Below are 26,685 nucleotides of genomic sequence, written 5' to 3' on the forward strand. Positions count from 1 at the left end.
CGACGCCTAGCTCTTAAGCAGCTCAGCAATGCGGAACGCAGCGCGTCCGTCGCCATACTCGTCGATCGCACTGCGCTCGCCAAAATCCGCGCCTTTCCAGAGGCGATTCCAGCCGTGCGCGATGGTCTCGATCCACTCGGTCTCGTCCCGCAACGTCGTGCAGGGAACGCGGTGAAAATAGGCCTCTTTCTGCAGACCGCCGGAGTCGGTGAAGACTTCGCAGGCGCCATGCAGCAGCTTTGCCATGTCGAGATAGCCGACAGGACCAATCACCTTGAGACCGTCGAAATCGATACCCATGCGCAGTGCGGTCTGGCGCGTTCGCGGATGGATCGGCAGGACGACCGGATAACGCTTTGCCTGTTGCTGCAGGAAACCAACGACCTCGCGAAGATTGGCAGGCTCGTTGGTGTTTTCGGCACGATGCACTGTCGCGACGCTGTAATTCTTCGGCGTCAAGTCGAGCTCTGACAGGATTTTCGAACCGGCTTCTGCGCGCTCGGTCGCGAACAAAGTCGCGTCAAACATCACGTCGCCGATCCGATGCACGCCTTGCCGGATTCCTTCGTTGGCGAGGTTCTCTACCGCGGCGCTGGTCGGACAAAGTTGCAGCGCGGCGAGGTGATCGGTCAGCACCCGATTGACCTCCTCGGGCATCCGCCGATTGAAGGATCGCAGGCCCGCCTCGACATGTGCGATCGGGATATGAAGCTTGGCCGCCGCGAGTGCACCGGCGAGCGTCGAGTTGGTGTCGCCGTAAACCACGACCCAATCCGGCTTCTCCTCGATCAGCACAGGCTCGATCGCCGCCAGCATGCGGCCGGTCATCTCACCATGCCCGCCGCCATTGATGTTCAAGCGGTGCCGTGGTGCGGGAATGTCGAGTTCCTCAAAGAAGACATCCGACATGTCCGTGTCGAAGTGCTGGCCGGTATGCACCATCACCTCTTCGAGGCCGTCGGTCTCGCGGATGGCGCGGCTGACCGCAGCCGCCTTTATGAACTGGGGCCGGGCTCCGACGATCGTGAGTGCTTTGATTGTCAAGTGTAGGCCTTCACTTGTGGAATGAAACGCTCGTGCTGCTTCATGCAGCCGAGGATCTTTTCCTTGCGCGCCTTGGTCCAGGCGATCGTTGTCGCAAGCCCCTCCTCGTGGGCGACATCGGCTTTGAAGCCGAGTTGCTTTGCCGCCTTGGACGGATCGCCGAACCGCTGCCCGGAGCGATCCCAGTCGCGCGCCGGCGCAAGGGCAATGGGCGTCGGATTTCCGGTCAGGGCGTTGATGCGCTCGGCCAGCTCCCGGATCGTCGTCTCCGCCCCGGATGCCAGATTATAGATCTCGCCGGGCTCACCCCTGAGCGCGCAGGCCATCAGCCCTCGCGCCATGTCTTCAACAAAGATGAAGTCACGCGACGCAATGCCGCCGTTTTCGACCGGCAGCGCCTCGCCATGCAGGGCCTTCCAGATGAAAGTCGGCGTCACGTTGCGCCAGACGGTGTGGACGGTGCCGCGCCAACGCCCTGCGCCCAGAATTTCGCCGGGTCCATAGACATTCTGGAACCGCGCCTTCACGAACGGCAGCTTGTGACGCGTGAAATAGTAGTTGCCATACATCTCGCCGACCAGCTTCGAGATCGAGTACGGGCTATCGTGGAACAGGGACACGGGCGCGTCCTCGGTCGTCGCCGTCGCGCCATCGAAGGTTTTCTCCGCAACCGCGCAACCCGCTGCGGCGTAAACCACCTTGCGCAATGAGGACATGTCCTTCAACCGCTCGAACAGCTTCAGCGTCGTCAGCGTGTTGTTGGCGTGATCGGCCAGCGGATCGGCGATCGAGGACTGATTGCCGTGATAGCAGGCGAGATGAAAGACGAAATCGAGATCGCCCGGGAGTTTCTGCAGGACCGCATCATCGGCAATCGATCCGAGGCGAAAGTCGATGTCATCGCCTTCCGGTACATTCGAGATGTCGGCCGATAACAGGTTGTCGACAATGGTGATCCGTGCGGGCTTCTGCTCACGGATCAGGCGCACAAGGTTCGAGCCGACAAATCCGGCTCCTCCGACAACCAGAACATTTGCGCCAGAGAACGTCTGACTGCTCATCAAAGCACTCCTTGTGTCGTCGGCGGTTTGACCGCCTTGATATTCAAATTCCAGCCCAAGACCCGCGACGGCCAGCACGTACTTGAAGGCGGCAGAACGCGTTCGGCCAACTTGATCAGCGGAGGCAGAATGAAAAGCTGGCGCCAGCTCAACTGCGTCAGCATGAATTCGAACTGCGAAAATCGCGAGAACAGCGCGGCCGCCTCGCGGCGGCTGTAGACGAGTGCAAGCGGGCACGCATCCCCGTCATTCATATTCAGCGCTTCCTGCTGGGTCCTGCCGCGATAGTGCGGGTCAAACAGGCGCCGCAATCGCAGCAACACCAGGTTCTTCCAGCTGTGGCGGTAATAAAGCATCACGATCAGTCGGCCACCCGGCCGCAGGACCCGGAAAATCTCCTCGACCATCGGACGTGGATCCGACACGTGGTGCAGTACACCCATGGAGCAGACGATATCGAAGTGACCGTCCGGAAATGGAAGCTTGTTGCCATCGACTTGCAGGAACTCACCTTTCAAGCCGCCGAGCTCAAATCGCTTGCGACTGAGTTCGACCGCCGTCTTTGTCAGGTCGACGCCGGCGACGGAGGCGCCGTGGCGCGCATACTGATAGAGCACGTATCCGTTGCCGCACCCGATATCGAGAACCCGCAGGCCGTCCGCGGAGGAGTAGCCGTGAATGGCTTCCGACAGCGCATAGGGCTCGCAATTGTCGGCCTCCCGCAACGCGTCGAAGCCGCTGAAGTACGCAGCCGTGCCGAGCTCGGCGGGTATCGCCGACGCCGCGACGGGATTTTGCTCCCAGAACGCCCTGACGCGCTCGATCTCGACGGGACTTCCTTCAGGCATCTCGATTGCTCGAACCGTCAGCGCGCAGCGGCCAGATGGCTGTAGATGTCGGTCACGCCATGGGCATCGTACCATGACAGCATGCGCCGCATGGTCTCCGAAAACGTCACCTTGGCACTCCAGCCCAGAGTTGCCTTGGTCCGCGACGGGTCGGGAACGACAGCCGGCACGTCGTCATCGCCAACCGGCACGACCTTCACATCCGGATCGGGCGCCAGCTTGAGGTGACTGCGAACCGCGTCATAGACGTCGCGGATCGAATGCCCCTCGCCGCTCGACACGTTGAAGATTCCCGTTGGCGCATCGGCCCTCATGACGAGATCGACCGCGGCGAGAAAGTCGGACATATCGAGAAAGTCGCGTTGCGCGTCGGTGCAGAAACAGCCCTGCCCCGCCTTCAACCGCTTGTAGAATGTCGGGATCGGCCCGATCGCCAGCCGCGGGCCGGTGACGTTGGCAAGCCGGAGCGAGGCAAACGGCAGCCCGCTCATTGCAAGATACTGCTCGCCGGCAACCTTCGAGATGCCGTAACTCGTGAACGGCCGCAGCGGATGGTCGACCGGGATCGGCACGGTTTCGGGGCGGCCATAGCAGAGCACCGTCTGGAAGTTCAGCAACCGCGAGACGCCGTGCCTGCGGGCCGCGTCGGCAACGTTAATCGTGCCTGCGACGTTGGTCGCGGCATCTTCGCCCCAGTCCATCGGGTCCTTGTAGGCAGCCGCCGAATGGACGACATGGCTCGGCTTGAACGAATCGAACGCCCGGTCCACCGCCACACGATCTGCAACCGAGCCTTCGACCAGCGACAGGCGTGGCAGCGCAGGCACGACCTCGCGCTTGCCGGTTGCGAAATTGTCGAGCACGAGGATGTCGTGCCCTTGCGGCAGCCAATGCTCGATCAGGTTCGAGCCCAGGCAACCGGCACCGCCTGTGATGAGGATACGCATGGGTGTACCTGAGTTCAGGAGCGAGCAACCTTGAGATGGGTGTAGCCGCCCTGCACGCCCTCGCGCTTCCAGCGCTCCACCGCAGCTTCAGCGATCTTCAACAGCGGCGTGAACTCGACCTCGCCGAAGTCGGCGAAGGTCCGCGACGGATCGAGCAGGATGGAGGCGGCATCATCCGGGCCGAGCGGCTTCACTTCCGGTTCCGGATAATCGTTGAGCTTCATCGCCGCGACGACGGCATCATAGAGCTCGCGGATCGCGACGTCCTTGCCCGACGAAAAGTGGTAGGTGCCGTGGCCGGTGCCATCGGCCGCACGCACCACAACGCGGGCGAGATCCGGCGCATAACAGAAGTCGCGGCGCGCCGGCGTGACAAAGCATTTCTTGCCGCCAGACAGGCGCTCGAAAAAGATCGGCAGCGGCCCCGACACGTTGCGCTCACCGATGACATTGGCGAGGCGGAAGGTCACCCAATCGACGCCCGAGAACTGGACGTAGTGCTCGCCTGCGGTCTTCGAAATCGCGTAGCTCGAGTTCACCGGGTTGATCGGATGGTCAAGCGTGATCGGCGACTGGGTCGGCTTGGTGCCGTAACAAAGTGCGGTCTGGAAGTAGACCAGTCGCGAGACGCCATGGGTCTTGCTCGCCTTCGCGATATTGGCCGTACCGGCGGCGTTAACCAGCGCATCGGTGCCCCAATCGTCGGGGTCCTTGTAGGATGCCGCCGTATGGATCACCACTTGCGGCTTGAACTCGGCAAACAGTTTGTCAACGACCGATCCGTCGACAATCGTGTCCTCGATCAGTCGCAGATTCGCGTGCTGTGTGAGGTTGTCGCGCCGCCCCGTCGAAAAATTGTCGATGGCCAGCACCTCGTCGCCGCGCGCAAGCAGCATATCAATCACGGTCGATCCGACCTGGCCGGCTCCGCCGGTAACAAAGACCTTCATTGAACTGTATCCCTCAACGTAGCGCGGGCAGCCTGCTGCCCGGGTTTGAGCATTGCCTTAAACTCATTCGCCCGATCATGGAAGCGCTGATGCCACAATTCGAGCGACAGGAGCCCCCATGTCTTTCGTGAGAACTGCGAGGCACCCTGGAAGTTCGCCAGCACGACATCGGTGTTGAAGTAGGCCCGCTTGCGAGCGCGCTGCTGATCGAAAACATCGGCGACAAAGCCCTCGAGCGGCCCTTTGAACCATTCCTTCAGCGGAACCGGAAAGCCCATCTTGTCGCGGCGCTCGACGATGCTCGTCGGCAGCACGTCGCGATAGGCGGTCTTCATCAGCTGCTTCATCTGACCGCCCTTGAATTTGACGTCCGCCGGCACCGTCGCCAGGAACTCGACAAGCGGATGGTCGAGCAGCGGCACCCGGCTCTCAAGACCATGCGCCATGCTCATCCGGTCCTCGACCTGCAGCAGCGCCGGCAACAGGCACTTGAAGTCGAAATGCGTCATCTTGTCGAAGTAGGCTTCCTTCTTCACATTGTCCTGGTTGTTGAAGATGTCGCGGAATGCCTCGAAAACGCGGGACTTATCGAGCGATGACCAGTCAACTTCGCCGACCATGTCGGTGGAGCGATCGACCAGCCTGAAGTAACGCTTGTCGATGTCGTCAAACAACCCGTCGCGCCAGAACTCCTTGATCATCGGCTTGTACTCGCGCAGCAAGCCGAGATTGGGGACGATGGACTCGATGGTGACGACGTAATTGCCCTTTTGATAGGTGCCGTCCATCGCCGCCTTGATGCACTGTTCGAAATAAGCAACGAGGTATCGCGCGTAACCGCCGAGCAGCTCGTCGCCGCCCTGCCCGCCCAATACAACCTTGACGTGCTTCGCGGCGAGCGCCGAGACCATATATTGCGGGAATGAGCCCGGACCGGCAACCGGGAAATCGAGATGATAAATGACGTCGTTCAGCGAACGACGGAAATCCTCTGCCGTGATGTCGCTGATGTGGAGCGCCATGTCCGCGCGCTCGGCGACCTCGCGGGCGTAGCGGCTCTCGTCATAGCCCGGATACTCCGTGAAGCGACCATGGAAGGCCAGCCGATTACGATGGTCGTGCTTGGAGGCCAGCAAGGCCACCAGACTGGAATCGAGACCGCCCGACACATAGCCTCCAATCGGCACGTCCGAGCGGAGATGGATGTTGAGCGAATCCGCGACCAGCTCTTCAAAACGGCTCTCAAAGTAGCGCGGGCTATGGTTGAAATCGACGTCGTACTGAACGTCCCAGTATCGCCGGATAGTAATAGCACCGGCGGAAACGACGAAGGTGTGCCCCGGCAAGAGAGCGCTAACGCCTTCGAACAGAGTTCGGGCGCCAATCGTGTATTGGAAGGTGAGGTATTCCGCGAGCGCAGACGAATCGGTTTTGATATCGCTCAGAAAGGGCAGCAATGCCTTGGCTTCCGAAGCAAAGAAGACTCGATTGCCCTGTTCGGTGTAATAGAACGGCTTGATTCCGAATCGATCACGCGCGGCAAACAACTTTTGGTTGCGCTCGTCCCAAATCGCAAAGGCGAACATTCCACGCAGGCGGGAAACACAATCCTCCCCCCATCGATCATAAGCCGCGAGGATGACCTCCGTGTCGGAGGTCGAACGGAAAGTCCAGTGAGCGGCGAGCTCATTGCGCAGCTCGATATAGTTATAGATTTCGCCATTGTAGGTGATGATCGTGCCATTTGGCGCCCGCATCGGCTGCGCACCGCTAGCCGTCAAATCAATGATCGCGAGACGGCGATGCACGAGGCCGACGCGTCTATCCGAGGACATCCATTCGCCGTCGCCGTCCGGGCCACGATGCGATATCAACGTCGACATCGCGCCAAGCGCGGACGCGCCCTCGGCGAAGGGAGCATCTTGCAGCGATACGAAACCGGCTATGCCGCACATACTAACGTCTTGCCCATGTAATTGTTGATCAGTTCAGGATTCAGGATTTCAGGTGGGCCAGCACCGACCGTAATGGGTGCAACAGGGTCTTCAGCCACGCGTGGACCAGTTCGCGCGTCTCTGGTCTAGCACGGCCCAACACGGTTGAGAATAGCAGGCGATAGCAGCGTTCTATGATGTTTCGCGTGACCCAGCGGCGGCGCGCGACCCACCCCGGGGCGGCGGCAACCTCGAAATCGCGATCGCACAAGTACGGCAGGCTTGCGCTCTGGTCCGCTCGGAAGCTGGCTGAAATGACCTCATCAAACTTTGCAACAAAAGCACCAAATGTGTTATCGGGATTGCAAGCCACTTCTCGATAAGCTCGCTCGATAATTTCGCGGGCACGCGCTGGATCCTTGAGAACAGCGACCACCTCAGCGTGGTTCGAGTGGTCCTTCATCAAAGGCACGTAGTGCCGCCAAGCCTGCATTCGGCCGGAATACTCACCTTCGTACATCACGAGTAGTGTCCTCAAGGCTGCAGCCTCAAAGCATCGAGGTGATATCTGGTTGAGGGAGATCTTGCCGTCTACATCCGCAAAATAAAGCTCCTTCAGGATCTGAAATTGCGCACCCGGATTCCGACGCTCGTACGCGTCGACCGCCTTCTGGATATCGCCGGTGAAGTCAAAGACGGAAGCCCCGCTCTCCACGCCCAGCATTGCTTTGCAGGAGCGCACAAACTCCGTCCATTTCTCACCGTAGAGGCGATCCTCTTCCCGGAAGGAGATGTCGAGTGTGAGCCCATCGTTCGTTGCCTGCTCGCGGAATGCTCGACCAATCTCATACTTTTCTTGGCCGAGTTCGCCAAGCCATGCCGGCACCTTTCTGGCTCGGTATCCAACATCGATCCGGCGCTCTTCGTAAGGCTCGACGTCAAGCTCAAGCAGGTGCTCCGGGACGTAGCCCGTGAGCACGTTTACCTTGGTCACAGCAGGAAGCCGTCCGGCCGGGTAGACTTTCTCGATCTCCTGTTCGGGAACGCACGTGAAGAGGACGTCGATCCCGATTTCCTGCATTGCCGCAATCGTCGCGTCAACGAAACGATACTCGTCCTGGATAAAGATTGCCTTTAGTCCGCGAAAGTTCGCGAGCGCCTTGCGCGTGCGAGAGGTCACGTAACTGTCGTTGCAGGCGATCAGAGAGTAGTGAACGATCACCGCGTCGAAATGATCTAGATCGAGCCGCGGCGGCAGATCACCAAAGATCGAGATCATTCTGATCCGGTGGCGGGAGCACTCAATCAGAGAGTCGATGTGTTGACGCACGGTCGCAGCACCGTCCTCGCGGTAGTCGCAGAGAAGCAGTATCTCTCGCCTCATGAGGCGATGCACCTTGCGCGCACGGAGACATTCGGGGCCGCCGACAAAATCATCGCCCGCGACTTGAATCCGCCAGGCAGCAACTTCCGCACGAATTCACCACGATCATTTCCCGATCTATCGTATCGATGGAACAATCTCTCAGGCACTTTCTGCAACTTCACAAGGCGAGCAAGGCGTCGCCTCTGGCGACCCTTCCGGCCCATACTAGATGCCCAGATGGCGCCGCACTCGCTTTCGAAGAGGCGTAGGGAGCCACTTATAGGCCCAAAAGGCGAAAGGATAGTGCTTGGCAAGCCGTTCCGATCTCGGAACAGCCGTCTTGTGCCGAAGTTCCGCCCCCCCTTGGGCCGAAATGTTGTGCTGAAGCTCGGTCGTCCCTGGCTCTGTCGTCCCTTGGGTTGAGTTCCTGAACAGCGTTACGGCATCCACCGGCAGATCGGTCGCCATCTCTTGCACCACTGTTCCTTGCACGACAGCCGCGTTCGAATTGAGTTGCGTTCTAGCCCGAAATTCAACCCAACGCGGATCAACGCGCTTCGGAAACTCTTCCTCAATGGTTTCTTCAATCATCCGGCCGAATGCCTGGTAGCCGTATTTCTCCGGCCTTATCAAGTGCCTATAGGCGCGATCGGCCATGGCGGCCAGGTATTCAGTATCGCCAACTTTTGAGAGCACGTCGTCGACGTTCGAAAAATCCTTTTCGAGTGGCAAATAGTGGGCATCAGCTTCCATCGCGCCGGAATAATTTCCTCGGAACAGAATCATTGGAGTCATCATCATGGCCGTCTCGAAAGCGCGGGGAGATATCTGGCCCATGTCAAATGATGCCTCGATGGGACGTGTCACGTCCTCGAACTCCTCATATGTCGCTTTGCGGCGCTGCGCTGCCTCAAATTGCTCAATCGTTTTCTCGAACTCCCCGTCGAAATCGAACAAATTCGATCCGCTTTCACATCCCAGCATGGTGCGGCTGGCCCCGAGGAATTCAAACCACGCCGTTCCATAGATCCGGCTTGCATCATCCATTGCAATATCGTGCGGAATATTGCGCGCGCTGCAAAGCTCCGCCATACGACGGCCGATCTCGTATTTATCGAAACCGAGCCGTCCGTACTTCGGCCCGAGGTTGCGGCCGCGATAAGCAACGGAGACCCGGCGCTCATCGAGCGGCACAATCAAGGGACGGCGGTCCAGGAGACCTTCCGGCAGATAGCCGGTCAGAGCATTCACAATTCTGAGCCCCGGAAGCTCAGATGCTGGATAAGCGAGATGCCAGAAATCGCCAGGCACAGGCGTAATCAAGACATGAAAGCCGAGCCGCCTCAATTCTTGATGGAGCCGGGCCGTACGGTCATAATCGTCCTGCACGGAGATTATCTTCAGGCCTCGGAAATTCAGCAGCGCCTGTTTGTAGCTCTCACTCACATAGTCGTCCAAGATCAGCCGACAACAATAGCTGTGGAAGAGGACGTCGTATTCGTTCAGATCGAAGTTCACCTGTGCGCCACCCGTCACGTGAACGTAATCGACATCGAACTTCGTAAACTTCTTCAAAGACAGCAGATACTCCATCGTGGTCGACACGTAGGTCGACGAGCTTGAATAAGCCACGAGGATTCGCTTGGGAGTTGTGTTGACCATTACGGTCCGCCTGATGTCATGCAAAAAGAAAGGAAGGAGCGAGCCAGGAATTCACTTGTCACATTGCAGCAAAACGGATGCGCAATCAGGCCGGCCGACGGACTGCCGGAGGCACCTGGCTATTCAAAACCGCTAACCTTGAGAGCGCGGCAGGCGGCTGGCAAAGTCACGCAGCCTTCGTAGAGCCATATCTGCGGTAGGACGCGCCCAACCTGGCAATCGACGGTAGACTCTGCGCGCAAGCGAGCCACTCCTGAACACCGGCAGCGGAACACCCCAAGATGACTTTGTCGCAGCAAGATCCTTAACAAACCGAGATCGCACGCGTTGCGGGGCATCACGCAGGCCGTCGCTCGAAATCGGCCAGTTCGTCAGCCCCCCAAAGTAGCAACCATCATAGTCCGGGCTTGAAGACATCTCGATCGGTGTTCTTCCTGCTACGGGCAAGACGCAGTCCAGATGCTCGTCAAAACGTGCAACAAAAGCTTTATAGGACCAGCGACCAGACGAAATAATATCGCGGTAGGTGCGATCAACCATTTCTTCCAATTGATCGAGCCTTGAAAGCCGCTCGATGACGGATTCCAGATTCGAAAAATCCTTCTTCAGAGGCAGATAGTGGACGTCGGGTTGAAGCAATCCACTGTACTCTCCTTCAAACAATATCAGCGCCGATTTCGTCGCGGCCGCCTCGAATACACGAGGCGATATCTGATTCATCCGAATTTCGCTTTCATGCGAAGCCAGATAGCGTTCTCGTATCTGCTCGTATGTGAGCCACGGATTTTCTGCAAGCGCGGCCTGGACCTGACGCCCGATGCTTCCGTCATCGTCGAAAACGTTCGATCCGCTTTCGCTGCCTAGAACCGCCCTGCAGTTTGAAAGAAAATCGTACCAGGCATCGCCATAAATGCGCTGGTCTTCCTCGACTTCGATGTCGTGCGGAATGCCCCTTGTTTGGCACTCCTGACGCATTCGGTAGCCAATCATGTACTTGTCTTTGGCCAGATCGCCGAATCTAAACGGCAACGGCCTGCCTCGATACCCAATATGGATCGGACGCTCGCTAAGCGGCTTATAGCCCCCCATCCTCTCGAGCCGCTCGGGTACATATCCGGTCAGATTGGTCAAAAACCTCACGCGTTTGAAACGACTTGAGGGGTATATTTTTTCCGATTGACCATCGGGGATGCAGGTAAACACCGTATCGATGTTGAGCGTCTCTATCCACCGACGGGCGCGCTCGGTGTACTCGTACTCGTCCTGGATAAACAGCACTCGATGTGCACGAGCGCCGGAAACTGCAGCAGCGACCTGCGGCGAAATGTGCTGCTCCAGGGAAAGACGTACAGAGTAGTGAATCACAACGACATCGAAGCTCGCCATGTCGTACAAGCAGTCGACGGCATCGACAGCGGTCGCGTAGTGCACATCGTTTTGAGAATACGCTCCGAACGAACTGATGTGCTCCATCACGGTCGAGGTAAAGAGGGCATGGGGCGAATACAAGACGAGTATCGACAACCGCCGACCGCCGGTCTGGGACTTCGATTTTGTAAGAGGTTCTTCCTGCAAAGTAGCAAACTTGCCGCTATGATCTTGTGATTGAGCGGCCAGCCGCCCTCCTGTCCCTGGTTCTCGATCAGGCATTGTTTCGGCCACTCTCAGTCTCCTTGGCAAACTGCCGTGGAGTTCAGCAAACGCGAAAGCTCAGGCCAGCGCTGTCGAACGATTGTCCGCCGCGAACGCTGAACGAGCCACGAAGGATGCATTGGCCCACACGAACGACGGCTTGGTAAATACTCACTAGAAGCCAAGGTGCTTCCGAAGAATTCTAAGTCGCTCTCTGAAGCTCACGGCCCAACGTACTTTATGCATCCACTCATTAGTCGGGTATTCGCGATGCGCTTTGAGCGGCGCCACCAGCAGTTCGCCAAACTCGGCTTCCGACAGTTCGAGTTTCTTCAAGACGAACGCCCGATCCTTCGCGATATCCTCGGCAAAGTAGGATGGTTGCTGAAGTTCGGCGAGGGCCTGGTCTCTCGTCATCTCTCCCGATGCCACCAGGCTAGCCAGGTGAGCGCGCCGTTTGTCGAACCCGAAACGCGTCGGCAAATAGTACCCTTGGAAGAATTTTGTGAACCGCGATTCGTAGTGCTTGCCCCCGTAATAGCGCCAGCCAAATCGCCGCTCGAGTTCCTCAATTGCAGACCGTTTGCTGAAAGGCATAAGATCAAGCGGCGCCACGATCTTCAGGCCAAGAAGTTTTGGAAGGTAGTAGTTGAAGTACCAAAAACCCATCATGGGGAATTTGCTCAACCGTCGCTTTCCGAACCGCCGGTGAATTGCCCGAATATGGGTCAGGTCGCCTGCGCTATAGCCCCAAGCGCTCGGTAGAATGGACTCCGTCGCGTAATTGCTCCCCGTCAAAACAAAGGGAATCCGCTGGCGCGCGGTCTCCTTGTACAGTGCCGCCAGGAAGGCATGATCTTGCGGTATGTCTTGATTGGGTACGCCTGCCCGCAGGAACGCGACCTGCAAATCCTTCATCTCTTCCCAGTCGACCACAACAGTGTGCAGATCAATTCCGAGCTTTGTGATCATCAGCTCGATGTTTCTTACGGCGAGTTCGCTGTTCCATCCTGCGTCGACATGAATAGCGAGGATCCTCAAGCCCCATTCCTCATGAGCCTTCATCAGGAGGTAAGAGCTGTCGACCCCGCCGCTGACGCCCAGAACGCAGTCGTACGCCTTTCCCTGCCCTCGCTGTTTCATTTCAGAGATAAGAGCGTTTAACTTTTTTTCTCCGCGCTCATCGGGGAGCCAGTAATTGTCCCTGCGATCCATGATCAATTTGCAATGATTGCAAATTCCGGACTCGTCAAAGATTATGTTCTCATCCGTCGTGTCCATTACGCATCGGACACAGATCTGATACCGCACGTTGCTATTCATCATCGTCCACTTGATAGAGGTCAATCCAACTCACCGGCAGCCGCTACAGAGCGCACACCAACCGGGATATAGCCTGGATAGGCACGGAACTTTCGATATCGTCAGAACATCCGCTCCAACTTCTCGCGTTCCGGATAGGTAATCAATACGGCACGATGCTTTCCGTGCAACACAAACAAGCTGCCGGCCGCCACGGCAGAGGCGCCCACGTCTATTGCGCGCTTTAAGTCTTCGACTGACGACGCCCCACCGCAAGCGACGACTGGAACGTCGACATGCTGCGAGACGGAGCGTATCAAAGCATCATCGTAGCCCGCTCGTGTCCCATCTCGGTCGACGTCGTTCAAAAATAGCTCGCCAGCCCCGTGCTCCACACATTGCTTGGCGAACTGTAACGGCTCAAGGCTCAAGGGTTTCTTGTTTCGGGGGTCGAACACGCAATAAGCTCCGAATAGCTTTCTCTTTATGTTGATCGATACCACCACACTTTGACTTCCGAACTCGTCGGCAACAGAGGAAATCAACCCGGGATTCTCAAGCGCCGCAGTGCTCAAGATGACTTTTTCAGCGCCGTTCCGGAGAACGCGACGCACCTGATCCAGGTTATGCAGGCCGCCTCCATAGGCAAAAGGCATGAAGCATTCAGATGCGATCGAACTAATCAAATCGTAGTCTATTTCGCTTCGCTCTCTTGAGGCGCAAATATCCAGAAAAATGAGTTCGTCGACCTCTTTCTCGTTAAAAATCCGGACCGCGTTGAGCGGATCGCCAACGTACTTGGGATCGGTAAACTTGGTGGTTTTGACGAGACGACCATGCTCAATAAGCAGGCACGGAATGATGCGCGGGATTTCCTTCAAGCTTTTTTCCGCCCCTCGTTCGACGGAGCTCCCAATTCTTTCAAGTATTGCCTGAAGAACTGAAAGCCAAATTTGTGACTCTTCTCGGGATGAAACTGAACCGCGAGTATGTTTTCTTGAGAAACCGCCGCAACAACAGGTCCACCATAGTCGAGCGTACCTACGATCACTTCCTTGTCTGACGGCACAAAATGGTAGGAATGCGCGAAGTAGAATCGTGGCCTATTGCCGACTTCCGTCCAGATACCAGCCGACCCAACATCGATAGAACGCCAACCCAGATGAGGGACCTTGAGCTTCGCTTCAGGATCGGGCCGAAGCCTCTGCACGTCGCCTTTGATCCAACCGAGACCAGGCTCACGCCCCTCTTCACTGCGATCCGCCAACAGTTGTAGGCCAACACAAATTCCCAAGAGCGGGATTCGATCCGTATGCACCCGTCTTTCAATAACGCTCAGCAACCCCGAACCGCGCAAGGCACCGACGCACGCGTCAAAGGCTCCGACGCCCGGCAAAATAAGCGCTGTCGCTTCTCGCAACGTCTCCGCACTGTCGGTTATCACGGCATTGCCGCCGACGTGTTCAATCATGTTCCGGATTGAACCGAGGTTTCCGATGCCGTAGTTGATGATCGCGATCATCGATTAGCCGCGAATTTCGTTGTTCAGCCAGGGAGCCGCGCGCGAGATCAGCCGCCGAGCGCGCTGCTTAACGCCGACATTCAGGCCACGCAGCCATTGGGCCGTACTCGTGCCGGCGGGCTGGCCAAGACGCGCGTTGGCGGCTTTGTGCTCCTCCCGCGCACGCTCATACGTCTCATCTATTCCGAAGATTTCTGCGTTTTGAGCAAGCCCGGGAGACAGCTGGAGGGTCTCCGATAATACCTGCTCCGCAAACGCACTGTAGGAGTACTTTCCGGATTGCACGATGTCCCGGTAGGCACGCCCAACGATCTCAGATCTATGAGTGTCCTGCTTCACGAGTGACATAATCTCCGCGAGATTACTGAAGTCGCGCTTCAATGGCAGGTAATGGACCCATGGCTCCAATACGCCATTATAGTCTCCCTCAATCAACACCTGACATGTGCCCGTCGCACACGCTTCGAGATGTCGGGGCGACAATGCAAATAGGGCAAACGTCCCATCCATCCCCGGAAAACACTGAGATTCAATCTCCTCCAGGCTGGAGGCTGGATGTTTCTCCACATAATCAAGCGTGCGAATTCGAATGGTGCCATCCCAATCCAGGATGCTGGCGCCGCCCTCAAGGCCAATTGTGTACTTGCAGCGCAACAGAAAATCGTACCACGCGTCGCCCATAAATACGTCTTCCGGCCGGGACGAAATATCCGTTCGAATACCTGTCCCTCGGGCATGCGCCTCGACACGATCTCCTATCTCGATCTTGAGGATGCCATGTCGTCCGAGCCAAGAGGCTTGCCGCCAGTTTCTTCCGCCCGCCCGATAGCCGATGTCGATATCCCGAGCGTCACGACGCCCGGCTTGCAGCGCGTCGATCTTCCGCAGAGTTTGTTGCTCAAGGTATCCAGTAAGGACCGTATAAAACTGCACTCTCTGCCTATCGACGAGCGGATAGATCTTCGGCCATTCGCTTGCGGGAGCAACTGAGAAAACCGCTCTGACATCGTAGGAATTAATGAAGTCGCACAACAAATCGGCGGAGATAAATTCGTCCTGGGGAACGGCAATCTTGATTGCCGGCGAATCACGCAAGAATTCAATCTGGCTACAAAGCCGGTTAAAGAGCGCAGGCCCTCCCCATCTGCCGCAAAAGAAAAGGTCATGAAAAACGATAATGTCGAAGGAAATATTCTTCGCGTAATCCGGCAGATCTTTGTGCTCCAGATTTAGGTAAAAGACGCGATGCTGGGGCAAATGCCGCTCGAAACAGTACAAATGATCGTACGTTGCGATGCGCATCGTGGGCGCATTGTGCCAATAAACGACTAGAATATTCAGCTTTCGGTCTTGCATCGCAGACCTATTCATGGACTTACCTTCAAAACCTTTTTCAGGATGTTTTTGACAGGTCGCGGCACTTTCGACCGAACCCCATTGACAATGGCTTCCTCGATCCGGGACATCCGCTCGGCTAGCAGGCTACGGATGCTCACTTGGCGAGGCGGATTGGGCGCGCTGGGCGCGTATAGTCGCGCCAGCTCTTCCGGGCTCTGCATGGCGGAGGCCAGTCCGCGTAGTTCCAGTCCGGGAGCGCTGATGCCGAGGTCCCGCTTCAGGTGCGACGTGACCAGTTCAAACACGGCATCGAACTTGCGATCATAATCATGTGCCAGGCATTGCTGCCGCATGATCAGCTGGTCGTTGTCACCAAGAACCCGCCGGTCAACTCGCTTGACACCGTCAACGAACTCATCCCTTCCCGATGCCATGAGAAGCCCCGGCCCCGTTTCGGTTCTGAGTGCACTGAGATCAGTCGACACGACCGGAAGGCCGGCCGACTGCATCTCGAACGCTTTCAGGGGAAAGGTGTTGTCTACCAGAATTGGGTCACTCTTGTAGGGTATCAGCCCAACGTGGGCGGCCGCAAAGATCCCGGGTAGCCGTTCGACGTCAACGGCTCCCTGATAGCTAACATTCTTGCGAGAAACGAGCAGTTTCCAACGCGCAGCGTCGGGGGTTTCAGCAATTCCGGAAATCGGGCCGAAGAAGACAAAGTTCGTCGTGGGGTTGGCTGCGGCTGCGGCATCGAGCAATTCAAAGTCGAGCCTGTTGTTGATGTTTCCGGCATAGACTGCGGTTTTCTCCCAACCTTCGCCAAGTCGTACCACGGTCGCATCGCGCTCACGCGTATTGTAGAATGCGAAGTCGCAGCCATTGGTTACGGCTGTCGCTACGTCCTTCGCGAACGGACGATGCGACGCAACGACGCCTTCGCTGACACCGATGACCAGATCCGAGATCGCCAACAGGCGCTTAAGCCGCTCAATGAAGCCTTTGGTCAAACGCTCGAAATAGAAATAGTTCTCGGTCGCGTGAAAAACACGCATGGACGCCGGCAAGATTTCCGAAGCAAACAGATAATCCGGATTATAGGTCCACAGAATCGGCCGCGAGTAACCGTGGGCGGCCATATCGTCGTGAAGCTGCCTTGCTTGCAGGATGCCTGTCGTCAGCGTGCAGAGTGGCGGGTACGCCGCACGGACATGCAAAATGCGTGCATTTGGAATGCGAGGCTCGGCCAGGGAAACCGATGGCTCGTCGTCCTTCATCAGGACCGGCTGCACCAGTACAACCGGCAAGTGTCGCGCCCAGCGCGAGGCATAATGCCATCGATTGCTGCGCATCTCCCACGGCCAGCTGTCATACATCAGGAAATACATGCAGTCTGCCCTGCCATCGCCAAAAGCCGGTGGAGCAACAGCGGTCGCACTCATGCTAGGCAATCCCCTTGAGCCGGCCCTCGATCGCGGCGCCGACGAGGTTGCGGTGAAAGGCGGGATCCGAAATCGGCCGCTCGGGATGCCACATGACGCCGAACCAGGGCAGCCGACCATGATGCGCAGCCTCGACCGTGCCGTCGGGCGCAGTCCCCAGCGCGACGAGGTCCTTAGCCAGTCCGCCGCTCTGAATTGCCCAATTATGGAAGCTGTTGACCGAGCCGACACCCTGCAGGTATTCGCCGCGAATTGGGTGCGATGTGGCAACATGATCATGGGCCGGCACGAGCGTTCCTCCCAAGTGAAGATTGAGCATCTGAAGACCCCGACAAACAGCGAGCAGCGGTTTACTTCGATGCTGGCAGTACGCAATCGCTGCCTCTTCCAATCGGTCTCGTTCGGGCGCGGGATTTACTGCGCCAGGCAAGGTCGCAACGTCATTGCCGCCGGTGAGTATCACTGCGTCAGGGGCCAGCGCAGCAAGGTACTCGTCCGCTGACCCTACATTGTTCGACAACGCAAGCGGAATGTGGCCGAGTTGTTCCATCATTGCAGCCCACGCCTGATCCAGTGCATCGCGTCGCTCACCAGTTTGCGAAACGTCTACGCGTTGCGTCAAAGCGACCACGAGGCGTTTTGTCATGGGCGGGCCACCGCGCTCAACCGCCGCTCGCGACAGTTGAGTTCCACCAGTGTCGCATCGACCAGCTCCTTGTAGCGCGATTCTCCGATGCCGATGGCTGCCGGCAAACCGAACTCGGCCGAACGAATTGCCATATGCGAATTGGCACCGCCGTACATTGTAACAAGGCCGACAATACGATGGCCGAATATCCAGTCAAATCCCGGATCGGCGCGTGGCACAATGACGATCTTGCCGGCAAGATCGCCTGCCGCATCGTCGTCGCGCAGTGCGATCCCGGGCGCCGTTACGCTCTTGCCAGTCACGAAATTCGGTTGGGTTTGTTGATGCTCGAAGCTGTAAAGATCGCCCGCGCGACAGATCAGCGTCGGCAACTCGACGAAGCAAGCCAGTTGGGATTCTTCAGCTCCCGCGTCTGCTCGCGTGCGCAGTTGCTCCGCGTCGGCCCCAATACCGCGCGAGAAAGCCACGAGATCCGACAATTCGAGATTGGCGAGTTGCTCGCGCGACATTCCGATCGAGACACCCCAATTCGAAATGATATTCAGTGCTTCCGACAAAGCGCGCGTAAAGACAAACTTCGAAAGTTCGCGGCCCTGGATGGATTCGCGGAAGAACGCGTCTAACGTGTCCATCTCGACGTCAATTCCCGCAGCGCGCAGCCGGCTGGTAAGCGCGTTCGCTTCTGCAAGCGTCCAGATATGTTCGACATGCGGTTTGACTTTAGCGACATCGACAATCGGCTTCAAAAATCGATCTGGCATCTCGGCATAACACGCAGAAGCAATGTCGTAGGTGCCAGGACGCAAATGACCGTAGCGGCCGGCGAACTCCGCAAAAGTGAGGTTCCCGGATCTCACGGCGACGGCATCTGACACGAAATCCTGGCTCACGGTGCTGATCGACTGTAGGAAATTTTCGACACGTTCATGCGACAGCACCTGCTCTCGAACCGCACTGCGCAGCAATGTCATCGCGACAAACGCGCCGCGCGCGAGATGCGCGAACGGCAACGTGCCGTGCTCGCTGCATAAATCGATCAGCGCGAGAGCGCATGATAAATCGTTCTTCTGCGCCCCCTCATCCAGACGCTTGTCGAGCAACGATGAGAATGTCAAAGAGCCTTGGAGGTCACCATGTGCGCGACGAATGCCGGAAGCAGTGATATCTGCCAGGGCCGGCGCCATCGCGGCAAATCGCTCTCGACGATGACCGGCCTCATCAGCCAGTCGGGCGAGCTTCGCGTCAAGGTCAAAGGACCAAGCCGTCGGCACGACCTCGAATTCGACCTTGTCATGTAACTCCGGGTTACGCTCAAGGCGATCCAAACAGGCGTTGACAAGGTCCTTCGTCGTGCCCTCGTCGATGACCGCGGGGACGAAGGAGTTGAAGCTCGCTCGTACGTCTACATAGGCGTGACCGGCAAATCGTCGGACCAGCGGCCAACGTCCGACATTTCGATAGCCATATTCGGCGCGCTGCCTGGCCCATACCTCGTCAGTGATCAAACGTCGGTAGAGATCGAATGCGAGGCGGCCGGGACGGATTCCGATGATCTCTGCCGGGTTCCAGTCCGGCATCACGCCCCAGATCGTCCTGTCGCCAACCTGCGAGGGCGGCAAAGTCGCCAGTTCCTTCATCTGGCTTTCGACGAAGCTCAATGCCTCCATCACCTGCCCGTCCGTCTCGCTGGTGCGTTCATGAGCGATAACCAGGGGCCTGACCTGGAGGACAAAGACACGGCCGGCTTGGTCTACCGCAAACTCCAGGTCTAGCGTGTCATTGTCGGAAATATCTTCGATCTCACGCGTCGCCTCGACCAGATCCGCAATGAACCGCGGAACGCCGGAAACCACTGTCGACGCGCCACGGTACAATACGAGAGTCCGCTGGTCTTGCGCCCGGCCGCTCGTTACATCGTCGGTGCGGTCGCCTTCAGTCCAAGCCACCGTAATGTACGGGCCGCCAATGCGACCGGTACGCGTCAGCACGACCCCGCTCGCGCGAACGTTGCCCACCATCCGCTGGACCAGCACCTGATTGGCCGCATCGTGACCGTCGTACGATCCAATCACCTGTGCGATGGCCTCACGCAAGGCTTCCTCATTGCCCTGAACATCGAGCTTGCTTTTGAACCTGCCGGCATTGCTGCTCGCGAAACTGTCCTCCGCCAAGGCGCTCGAACGGACCGCGAAGGGCCCTGTCCCGAGCGAACTTATTTGCTGCAGACACGCCTGGTCATCATCGTTCCAGCGGCCAACATCGATTCGAACCTGCTCCAGGATTATCGAGTGGCTGATACGTTCGCGCAGGCGTTCGAGCGTCTCCGCCTTGGTACCGAACAGGAACCGCGTGAGGTCACGATCATCGTCGAGATCCGACCAGCATCCATGCCCGTCGACAAGGTGGACGTTGTGGCCATCGGCGATCAGCGCGCCCACAATCGCCGATAAGTGCCCCTGTCTCAACGCCGGGTCGGCCGACACCTTCATGGTTCGCAGCGCTGGCATCATGTGAGCCGGGAACTTCACTGCGCCGATGAATTCAGCCCGCCGCCCCGGCCCGGCCACCCCGACACCAATCGCACGACCTTCGTCGATCCGTATCGCCTCGCGCTCCGTGCGACGGATCCCGGTCTCGTGCTCCGGCTGACTATCAATGGCAACGACGATCGCATAGTCCGGAGCATCGGCCATCTTGCGCGCGAGCTCAGGCCGCAAGACGATATCGCTGTAACAAACGTAGCAGTCCCGGTCCTCCTCGATCGGCGCGGCGAGCAACGACCCCGCAGCGCCGGTCTCGTTCCAGGCCGAATTCAGAACGAAGTCGACGCCGGGAAAGGCCTCCAAGACGCTCTGCATTTCATAGCCGCCAACGAATACGGTGCCTCCCACCAATTTCTTGAACGCATGCAGAATCCAATCCAGCGTCTTGCGATCCCTGCCGACGACCCGAAGCGCGCTATGCTTGCGCCCGACGGACGGACGTCCGGCGCCAAGAATGATCAAGCGCGCCTCGCGCGCTTTTGCCGTTGTCAAGATGCTTGTGTGCATGATTGTGAGGGCGCTGTGTCGAGCTGTGTCAGAACACGTCGCCACATCGCCGGATGCATCCAGTAATATGACATGCCTTCTGTCGGCTCCTGCCGTCGCCCTGTCAGTCGGCGCAAATCACCGTCGACGTGCTTTACGACGTCGACGAACAATTGTGCCCGCAGATGAGGATCGAACGCGTGCAAAACCGCACGATAGGCGGTGGGAGCATCCCGCTCCACCGCGGACCGAATTCCATCGAATGCCGGTCGATCGAAATCGCGCGTCATGATCACGTCACCTGTGTCGATGCCTTGATTCATGAAGAAGCAACTGGCGCCGGGACGCCCCCGTATCAGAAGCGACCAGAACAACCCATCCGAACCACGCACCTCGGGAACAACACCCGGATGGATATGGAGAAAGCGAATCGAAGGGTCATTCAACAGCGCAGGAGGTACGCGTCCTCCGTCAGTATAAAGAAAGATCTTGCATGATTGGCGGCGCAAGGTCCGGTGCAAGCCGGCATCATTGTAGTCTACCGCGGTGACGCGCTGGAGTTTGTCGCAGTAAGCCGAATGATCGAACTCGACGGAATAATCGATAGGCCGCGGCACGTTCGCCTGGACACGACGGCAAAGAGCCCAAAACTCGTCATCACCCGTCACCGCTGGCGAGCGGAGGCGTTGCAACCAAAGCCACGCCAGCCTTTCGCCAAACTTCTTCCGCAAGCTCGCATAGCGCGGAACGTAGCCAACGAAGTCGACCAGCAACACTTTTGACGGACGGAACCCCGCCTCCTTGAGATAAGTGAGATAAGTGCGGCTCGTCGGGCAATGCCGCGCCGCCACAACAGTTAGCGAAAGACTACGCATGCGACAGCGTCATGCCTTCCGCGAGGCGCTCCGCCCATGCCTTCAACGAGGGCGATGATACGATTTCTGGCGCCAGCAATATTCCGTCCAGCATCTTGAACGCTGCATTAAGACAAGTCCATTCGCGGTCGGCTTCGGCAAGAGCTAACAACTGTGCGCACAGAAGCGTGGCATATTGCGGCGCAGCGACGATCCCGTCTCCGGGCTGACGCCAGTCCCGGTCGTAAAAGGCAAGCAGCCGCCGCGTCAATTCGACCTTCCGGCGCAGGCGGTCGAAGGTTGCGCGGTGTTTGACGATGTCCTCCAATTCCCGCTGCTCCGCCAGGAAGCACTCGACGGAGAAGAATTCATCTGCTGCCCGTGGCGCTGGCAGATCCGACACGAATTGGGACACCTTCATCATAGTCGATCGTCGTAATAGCCGCTCAACGTGCCCTTGCCGGCCAGACCCTCGTAACGCTCCAGGTCGGCAAGCTGGTCGATCTCCAGCCAGCCCCCGTCGATAAAGGCGGCACCAACGTCGAAACCAGCATCGATGAGCGCTTGAATGAAGGACGTCATGAACATGTTGGAGCGATCGCGCCCGTCATAGGGCCCCTCCGGGGGCAGACGGTGATGAAACTCCACAACCTTCGGCGCGACCCTGGCGGCCACCCGAAACAGCCCAATATATTGTCCTTGGACGTCGTCATATGACTTTGGCTTCTTGCCCAGTTCTTCGATGCGGCCGTTCGAGGCGATGCGCATCGTCTCTGCGTCTGACAGAGGATCGTCCATGCGCAATTCCCACAGGTCACGCCATCGACGATCTACCGCCACCGAAATTTCGTGACGATTTGCTAGCACGCTCTCGAGCACGCGGCGTTCATAGACGATGTCGCCATAGCTAACGAGGACATCCCTCGTACCATCGAACAATGCGCTCGCTCGCATGAGCGAGGCGACCATATTGGTCGAGCGGTATTCCTCATTCATGAATCGCCGCAACGGATATACCGCAGGGTCAACGCTTTCCGGCGCATGGCCAAGCACGATCGAAACATCGTCAATGCCGCAATCCCTGAAGACCTCAAGTTGCCTGTCGAGCAGCGAACGGCCGGCAAGCGAGACCATGCATTTGGGCCGCGTGTCCGTTATCGGGCGCAGACGGGCACCAAAACCCGCAGCAAGGATGACGGCAGACGTCATGGCGACACCGTGGCTCGAGGTTGCAGGCCGCGCCGACCGAGCCCTTCAATCGCGTCGCATGCGGCTTTGGCGACCGACGGCCGACGAAAGACGATGCCCGGGAGCGCGGCTTCAATTCGGCTCTCCCAACTCGCAAGATCCTGCAGCAACCGGCCGGCCGCGGCCGCGCATGCCGGAGCAAGCGCCGGTACGACAACCCCGACCTCTTCGCGGGCACGCAACTCGATAGGCGCAAGACCCAGATCCTGCCAGGTGGAGTTGTTTACCTTTCGTGGAACGTCCACAAACAGTATCGGCCTCCTGCGCATCAGTGCGTATTCAAACGCCGTGCCGGAATAATCGGTTATGAAAACGTCGGCTTCATTCATGGAGACTGGCAATTCAGTCGGCAATTCGACTTTGAAATCCTGCCCTTTGAACGTCTCAATCATCTCGAGATACGCCGGGTCCTGGTTTTCGACCTGCATCGGGTGTGCGCGCAGTGTCACTCGGTACTGCTTCAACAGCTCTCGCGTTAGCTCCCGCCCCAGACGCGGCAGGAGACTCTCCGGCCCCCAGGAAGGTGCCAACAGCACATGCGGCTTTCTCCCGGTCTGGCCGGGCAGCTCCGAAGCTGGCAAGACGTCCGCCTTGCCGTACCCGATCGCTCTGCTTTGACGGCCGACGAGATTCCGTCTTCGCGCCAGAGCCTCGAATTCGGCAATGTGATGAGGCCCGGCGGCGAACAGCACGTCGTAGCCGTCGAATGCGTCGACGGGATACGCCATATGGAGGCTGACCAGCGAGTGCGGCATGTGGATACGGTAGCTTGTAGCGACATCGAACCAGTCCGCCGGTATCCCGCTGGAGGCCGTCACTGCGATCGGAGCGCTGATCGTCCGCAACGCAAGCGGTGCGATCGAGGACACGACTGTAACTCCCATCGCCTGGTAACGCGCGATGTCGGTGGCGGGCGCCGGGCCGGTGATGGCGAACACAACATTCCAGCCTCGCCTGCGGCTTTCCCAAATGGTGGAACGAATCCATACCTCATCAACCCATGAGGCGGCATAGAACAATATGTCCGTAGATGGCGGTCGCTTGAACCAGCGTAGCACCGATTTGAGCACAGACGTCAGGCCCCGTCCGAGACGACTTCAAATACGCTGCATGATGTAGAGTTCGCGCGTACCGGCGTCCGTCTTCTTGTAGACCCCGTCAAATCGAAAGAGCCTGTCCTTGACGCTGGCCATCCCTTCGTAGAACTCGGCGCTACCGACGTCATTACAATGGGTTTCGAATACCAGCGTCCCACCGGGGCGAAGCAGCGAAGCCATTCGCTCCATATGATCGACAATGCTTACGCGATAATTGTGATCGTCGGTCCAGTGAGTAGCGAATGACAGAACGGTATCGAACGGGGCTGGGGGTCGATATTCGACGAGATTTCCAGCCGAGAGGTGGACCGAGTCATCGACTCGCAGATGCTTCGCTACCAACTGACCGACTTCGATCATGTAGGGATTGATATCTATGCCGTGTGCAGAGGCGCCAATTCGGTAGGCGGCCAGCACAGCGATGAAACCGCAATTGCATCCGATATCGAGGACGGACTCATTCGGCTTGATCCAGCGCCGCAATTCGTAATCGTCAAAACGATAGTCGGACATTCTATCGCCGAGCACGCCGGCGATGGCCAATCCCTGATAAGGAAGATCGTGAAAATACTTGAAGCTGGCCGCATCAGCTTTATAGCGCCGCAAGACGTCGTCAATCTTGCGCTGAAGCGCAAGCTGATCACGCATGGGATCGGGTGTATCGCCGTCCTTGTCGGAATAATACAACGCCATAACGCCATCACGCGCGTGCGACGTCAGCCTGATCGCAAGGCCGTGCATAACGGCGGCCAGTCGGACGACCTTCCCATGCACCTTCGGTCGAAGGCTAAGTTTGGCTCTGTAATTCTTTGGAATCATGCTGCTTGCTAGACCGCTCTGGCCGAAAGATTGGTTGATGCGCTCTTTAAACTCGGGGAATACGTCTTCCAAAGTCCGCCTTCAGAAAGAAGTAACCACTCATTCAATCCTATCCAGCGCCACAAATCCCAATGCCGCGGGGCAAGACCATCCTGGAGGTCGTTCCACATGCCGGTCATCTTTGCTCGGTCGTATGCCTTCAGTTTCGTTATCGGCCCCTCAAAAAGCCGCTCACGACACCAATTCTTGAGCGGACCTCGCATCCAGACGTCAAAGGGAGCCGCAAACCCCATCTTATCGACTCGCCACCGAATTTGCTCCGGCAAATAATCCTTCGTCGCGGATCGCAAGATGTGTTTGTGCCATCCGTTATGCAGCAGCGCATCATCGGGAAGCCCGATGCACCAATCGACGAAATTGTAATCGAGAAACGGAAAGCGTGCCTCTACGCCGAATGCCATCGCATTGCGGTCGGCCGAGTTAAGCTGCTCGGGCAAGACAGAGTACTGTAAACCATGCGCGAGCAGATGCCGGAACGTGTTTCCACCTTTCGACGACGGCACTCCCGATCGGGCCGGTTCATCCGGGTCCATACCCTCGCGCCACTGCCTAACCCCCCAATTCGCCAATTCCGCAACCGAAAAGCCAATCCGTCGTGACCCATTTTCATACTTGGCGGCTTCTCGCTTTAGCTTCCATGCCCACATCAGCGTTTCTTTAGCAGCGTGTGCATATCGCCCCTGCTTCAGCCAATCGAATTGCGCCATTTGAAAGTAATACTGGTAGCCGCCAAGAAGCTCGTCAGCCCCTTGTCCGTTTAGCACGACAATGTCGCCGCTCTGACGAACCAGCCGCATCAGACACCATTCCAGATAGGTCGATGCCGAAACGTTTGGTTCTTCATGGTGCCAATGAAGCAGCTGGCATTCCTCGATCAACCGCGTCGGATCAACACTGAGGGGTCGAGGATCTCCGCCGCTGTGCTGGTTGACGAGATCTATAAAATGGCCTTCCGATATCTCCGGGTCGTCGTCGAACCTGATGGAGTATGTTTTGCCCGGATACCGCCCGTTCTCGCTGTTCTTGGCGGTAAATCCGACGAGCGCCGACGAATCAAGACCACCCGATAAACAAGCGCCGAGCGGCACATCGCTTCGCAGGCGCAGTTCCACGCTTTTTTCCAGCAGCGATCTGAACTGCTCTACAGCCTGCGTGCGGTTATAGGGACGGGTACCTTCAAACTTGGGAGTCCAGTATCGCCATTGCCGTTCGATCTTGCCACTCGCATTGACAATCATGGCGGTTGCAGCAGGAACTCGCCGAACCATCCGGAACAGAGTCCCTTCCGACAGATCGAGGGAGGCGCCACCAGCATATCGCTCGACCTGCTCGTGATCCAGCGTGGCCTCGATTTCGGGATGTGCAAAAAGGGCCTTCATCTCTGAAGCGAAAGCAATTCCGCCGCCGTCTAGAGATGCATAGAACAGCGGCTTTTCGCCGAACCGATCGCGAACGACAAATAGCTGCCGCGAACGCCGATCCCAGATTGCAAAGGCAAACATCCCGTTGAGCCGACTAACACACTCCGTACCCCAGGTCAGGTACGCCTGCAGAAGAACCTCCGTGTCGCAGGTCGTGTGAAATTGAACTCCATTCTGCGCCATTTCCTCGCGCAGCTCGGCAAAATTGTAAATTTCACCATTGTAGACAATCGCGCACGAATTATCGGACGTAAACATCGGCTGATTTGCCGTCGCGCGCAAATCCAGAATGGCAAGCCGCCGATGCCCAAGACCAACGTGGCCGGTTCCGGCAGTTCCAATCCACGATCCGAAGCCATCTGGTCCGCGATGGGCAATACGATCGCGCATGCGATCGAGAATGGCAGGCTCGATTGGTCTCGGAGAAACCAGTGCGACAAGGCCGCACATGAAGTTAGCCTAT

The 26,685-nt window shown here is 57.9% G+C and carries 22 protein-coding genes; all 22 read right to left on the minus strand.

Annotated elements, in window-relative coordinates:
* Window positions 1–6: 6 nt before the first annotated feature.
* Window positions 7–1,044 (minus strand): non-hydrolyzing UDP-N-acetylglucosamine 2-epimerase, encoded by a 1,038-nt coding sequence (gene wecB, locus JQ641_RS27270; protein ID WP_211998963.1) that lies wholly within the window; start codon window positions 1,042–1,044, stop codon window positions 7–9.
* Window positions 1,041–2,105, minus strand: a complete 1,065-nt coding sequence (locus JQ641_RS27275; protein ID WP_211998964.1) for an NAD-dependent epimerase/dehydratase family protein — start codon at window positions 2,103–2,105, stop codon at window positions 1,041–1,043. The genes wecB and JQ641_RS27275 overlap by 4 nt, the downstream gene beginning before the upstream one ends.
* Window positions 2,105–2,953, minus strand: a complete 849-nt coding sequence (locus tag JQ641_RS27280; protein ID WP_211998965.1) for a class I SAM-dependent methyltransferase — start codon at window positions 2,951–2,953, stop codon at window positions 2,105–2,107. Before JQ641_RS27280 ends, JQ641_RS27275 begins: the two co-directional genes overlap by 1 nt.
* Window positions 2,954–2,970: 17 nt before the next feature.
* Window positions 2,971–3,900 (minus strand): NAD-dependent epimerase/dehydratase family protein, encoded by a 930-nt coding sequence (locus tag JQ641_RS27285; RefSeq protein ID WP_211998966.1) that lies wholly within the window; start codon window positions 3,898–3,900, stop codon window positions 2,971–2,973.
* A gap of 14 nt (window positions 3,901–3,914) precedes the next feature.
* On the minus strand, window positions 3,915–4,850 hold the full coding sequence (locus JQ641_RS27290; protein ID WP_211998967.1) for an NAD-dependent epimerase/dehydratase family protein: 936 nt from the start codon (window positions 4,848–4,850) through the stop codon (window positions 3,915–3,917).
* Window positions 4,847–6,805 carry an asparagine synthase (glutamine-hydrolyzing) gene (gene asnB / locus JQ641_RS27295; RefSeq protein ID WP_211998968.1) on the minus strand — a complete coding sequence of 653 codons (1,959 nt, stop codon included), beginning with the start codon at window positions 6,803–6,805 and terminating at the stop codon, window positions 4,847–4,849. Before asnB (JQ641_RS27295) ends, JQ641_RS27290 begins: the two co-directional genes overlap by 4 nt.
* Before the next feature lie 40 nt (window positions 6,806–6,845).
* Window positions 6,846–8,063, minus strand: coding sequence for a hypothetical protein (locus JQ641_RS27300; RefSeq protein WP_211998969.1), 1,218 nt, complete (start codon window positions 8,061–8,063; stop codon window positions 6,846–6,848).
* A gap of 312 nt (window positions 8,064–8,375) precedes the next feature.
* Window positions 8,376–9,812 (minus strand): hypothetical protein, encoded by a 1,437-nt coding sequence (locus JQ641_RS27305; protein ID WP_211998970.1) that lies wholly within the window; start codon window positions 9,810–9,812, stop codon window positions 8,376–8,378.
* A gap of 132 nt (window positions 9,813–9,944) precedes the next feature.
* Window positions 9,945–11,474, minus strand: coding sequence for a hypothetical protein (locus JQ641_RS27310; RefSeq protein WP_211998971.1), 1,530 nt, complete (start codon window positions 11,472–11,474; stop codon window positions 9,945–9,947).
* Window positions 11,475–11,618: 144 nt separating this feature from the next.
* Window positions 11,619–12,770, minus strand: a complete 1,152-nt coding sequence (locus JQ641_RS27315; RefSeq protein ID WP_349628630.1) for an N-acetyl sugar amidotransferase — start codon at window positions 12,768–12,770, stop codon at window positions 11,619–11,621.
* Between the two features lie 98 nt (window positions 12,771–12,868).
* Window positions 12,869–13,627 (minus strand): AglZ/HisF2 family acetamidino modification protein, encoded by a 759-nt coding sequence (locus JQ641_RS27320; protein ID WP_249150736.1) that lies wholly within the window; start codon window positions 13,625–13,627, stop codon window positions 12,869–12,871.
* The gene (hisH, locus tag JQ641_RS27325) at window positions 13,624–14,268 is read right to left on the minus strand and encodes an imidazole glycerol phosphate synthase subunit HisH (RefSeq protein ID WP_211998972.1); all 645 of its coding nucleotides are present in this window, start codon (window positions 14,266–14,268) and stop codon (window positions 13,624–13,626) included. The genes JQ641_RS27320 and hisH overlap by 4 nt, the downstream gene beginning before the upstream one ends.
* Before the next feature lie 3 nt (window positions 14,269–14,271).
* Window positions 14,272–15,624, minus strand: a complete 1,353-nt coding sequence (locus JQ641_RS27330) for a hypothetical protein (RefSeq protein WP_211998973.1) — start codon at window positions 15,622–15,624, stop codon at window positions 14,272–14,274.
* 11 nt (window positions 15,625–15,635) lie between these two features.
* The gene (locus JQ641_RS27335; protein WP_211998974.1) at window positions 15,636–17,045 is read right to left on the minus strand and encodes a glycosyltransferase; all 1,410 of its coding nucleotides are present in this window, start codon (window positions 17,043–17,045) and stop codon (window positions 15,636–15,638) included.
* A 1-nt stretch (window position 17,046) separates the two neighbouring features.
* The gene (locus JQ641_RS27340; RefSeq protein ID WP_211998975.1) at window positions 17,047–17,691 is read right to left on the minus strand and encodes a gamma-glutamyl-gamma-aminobutyrate hydrolase family protein; all 645 of its coding nucleotides are present in this window, start codon (window positions 17,689–17,691) and stop codon (window positions 17,047–17,049) included.
* Window positions 17,688–20,699, minus strand: a complete 3,012-nt coding sequence (locus JQ641_RS27345; RefSeq protein ID WP_211998976.1) for a PEP/pyruvate-binding domain-containing protein — start codon at window positions 20,697–20,699, stop codon at window positions 17,688–17,690. The genes JQ641_RS27340 and JQ641_RS27345 overlap by 4 nt, the downstream gene beginning before the upstream one ends.
* A 26-nt stretch (window positions 20,700–20,725) precedes the next feature.
* Complete coding sequence (locus tag JQ641_RS27350; RefSeq protein ID WP_211998977.1) at window positions 20,726–21,598, minus strand: formyl transferase; 873 nt, start codon at window positions 21,596–21,598, stop codon at window positions 20,726–20,728.
* A complete protein-coding gene (locus JQ641_RS27355) occupies window positions 21,591–22,001 on the minus strand; it encodes a hypothetical protein (RefSeq protein WP_211998978.1) in 411 nt (136 codons plus the stop codon). Before JQ641_RS27355 ends, JQ641_RS27350 begins: the two co-directional genes overlap by 8 nt.
* Entirely contained in the window at window positions 21,998–22,786 is a 789-nt protein-coding gene (locus JQ641_RS27360; protein WP_211998979.1) for a phosphocholine cytidylyltransferase family protein, read from the minus strand. The genes JQ641_RS27355 and JQ641_RS27360 overlap by 4 nt, the downstream gene beginning before the upstream one ends.
* A complete protein-coding gene (locus JQ641_RS27365) occupies window positions 22,783–23,763 on the minus strand; it encodes a CDP-glycerol glycerophosphotransferase family protein (RefSeq protein ID WP_211998980.1) in 981 nt (326 codons plus the stop codon). The genes JQ641_RS27360 and JQ641_RS27365 overlap by 4 nt, the downstream gene beginning before the upstream one ends.
* Window positions 23,764–23,922: 159 nt before the next feature.
* Window positions 23,923–24,813 (minus strand): class I SAM-dependent methyltransferase, encoded by an 891-nt coding sequence (locus JQ641_RS27370; protein ID WP_211998981.1) that lies wholly within the window; start codon window positions 24,811–24,813, stop codon window positions 23,923–23,925.
* Window positions 24,750–26,672, minus strand: a complete 1,923-nt coding sequence (gene asnB, locus JQ641_RS27375; RefSeq protein ID WP_211998982.1) for an asparagine synthase (glutamine-hydrolyzing) — start codon at window positions 26,670–26,672, stop codon at window positions 24,750–24,752. The genes JQ641_RS27370 and asnB (JQ641_RS27375) overlap by 64 nt, the downstream gene beginning before the upstream one ends.
* Window positions 26,673–26,685 lie beyond the last annotated feature (13 nt).

Source organism: Bradyrhizobium sp. JYMT SZCCT0180, from assembly GCF_018130165.1.
In the GTDB taxonomy this organism is placed as follows: Bacteria; Pseudomonadota; Alphaproteobacteria; order Rhizobiales; family Xanthobacteraceae; genus Bradyrhizobium.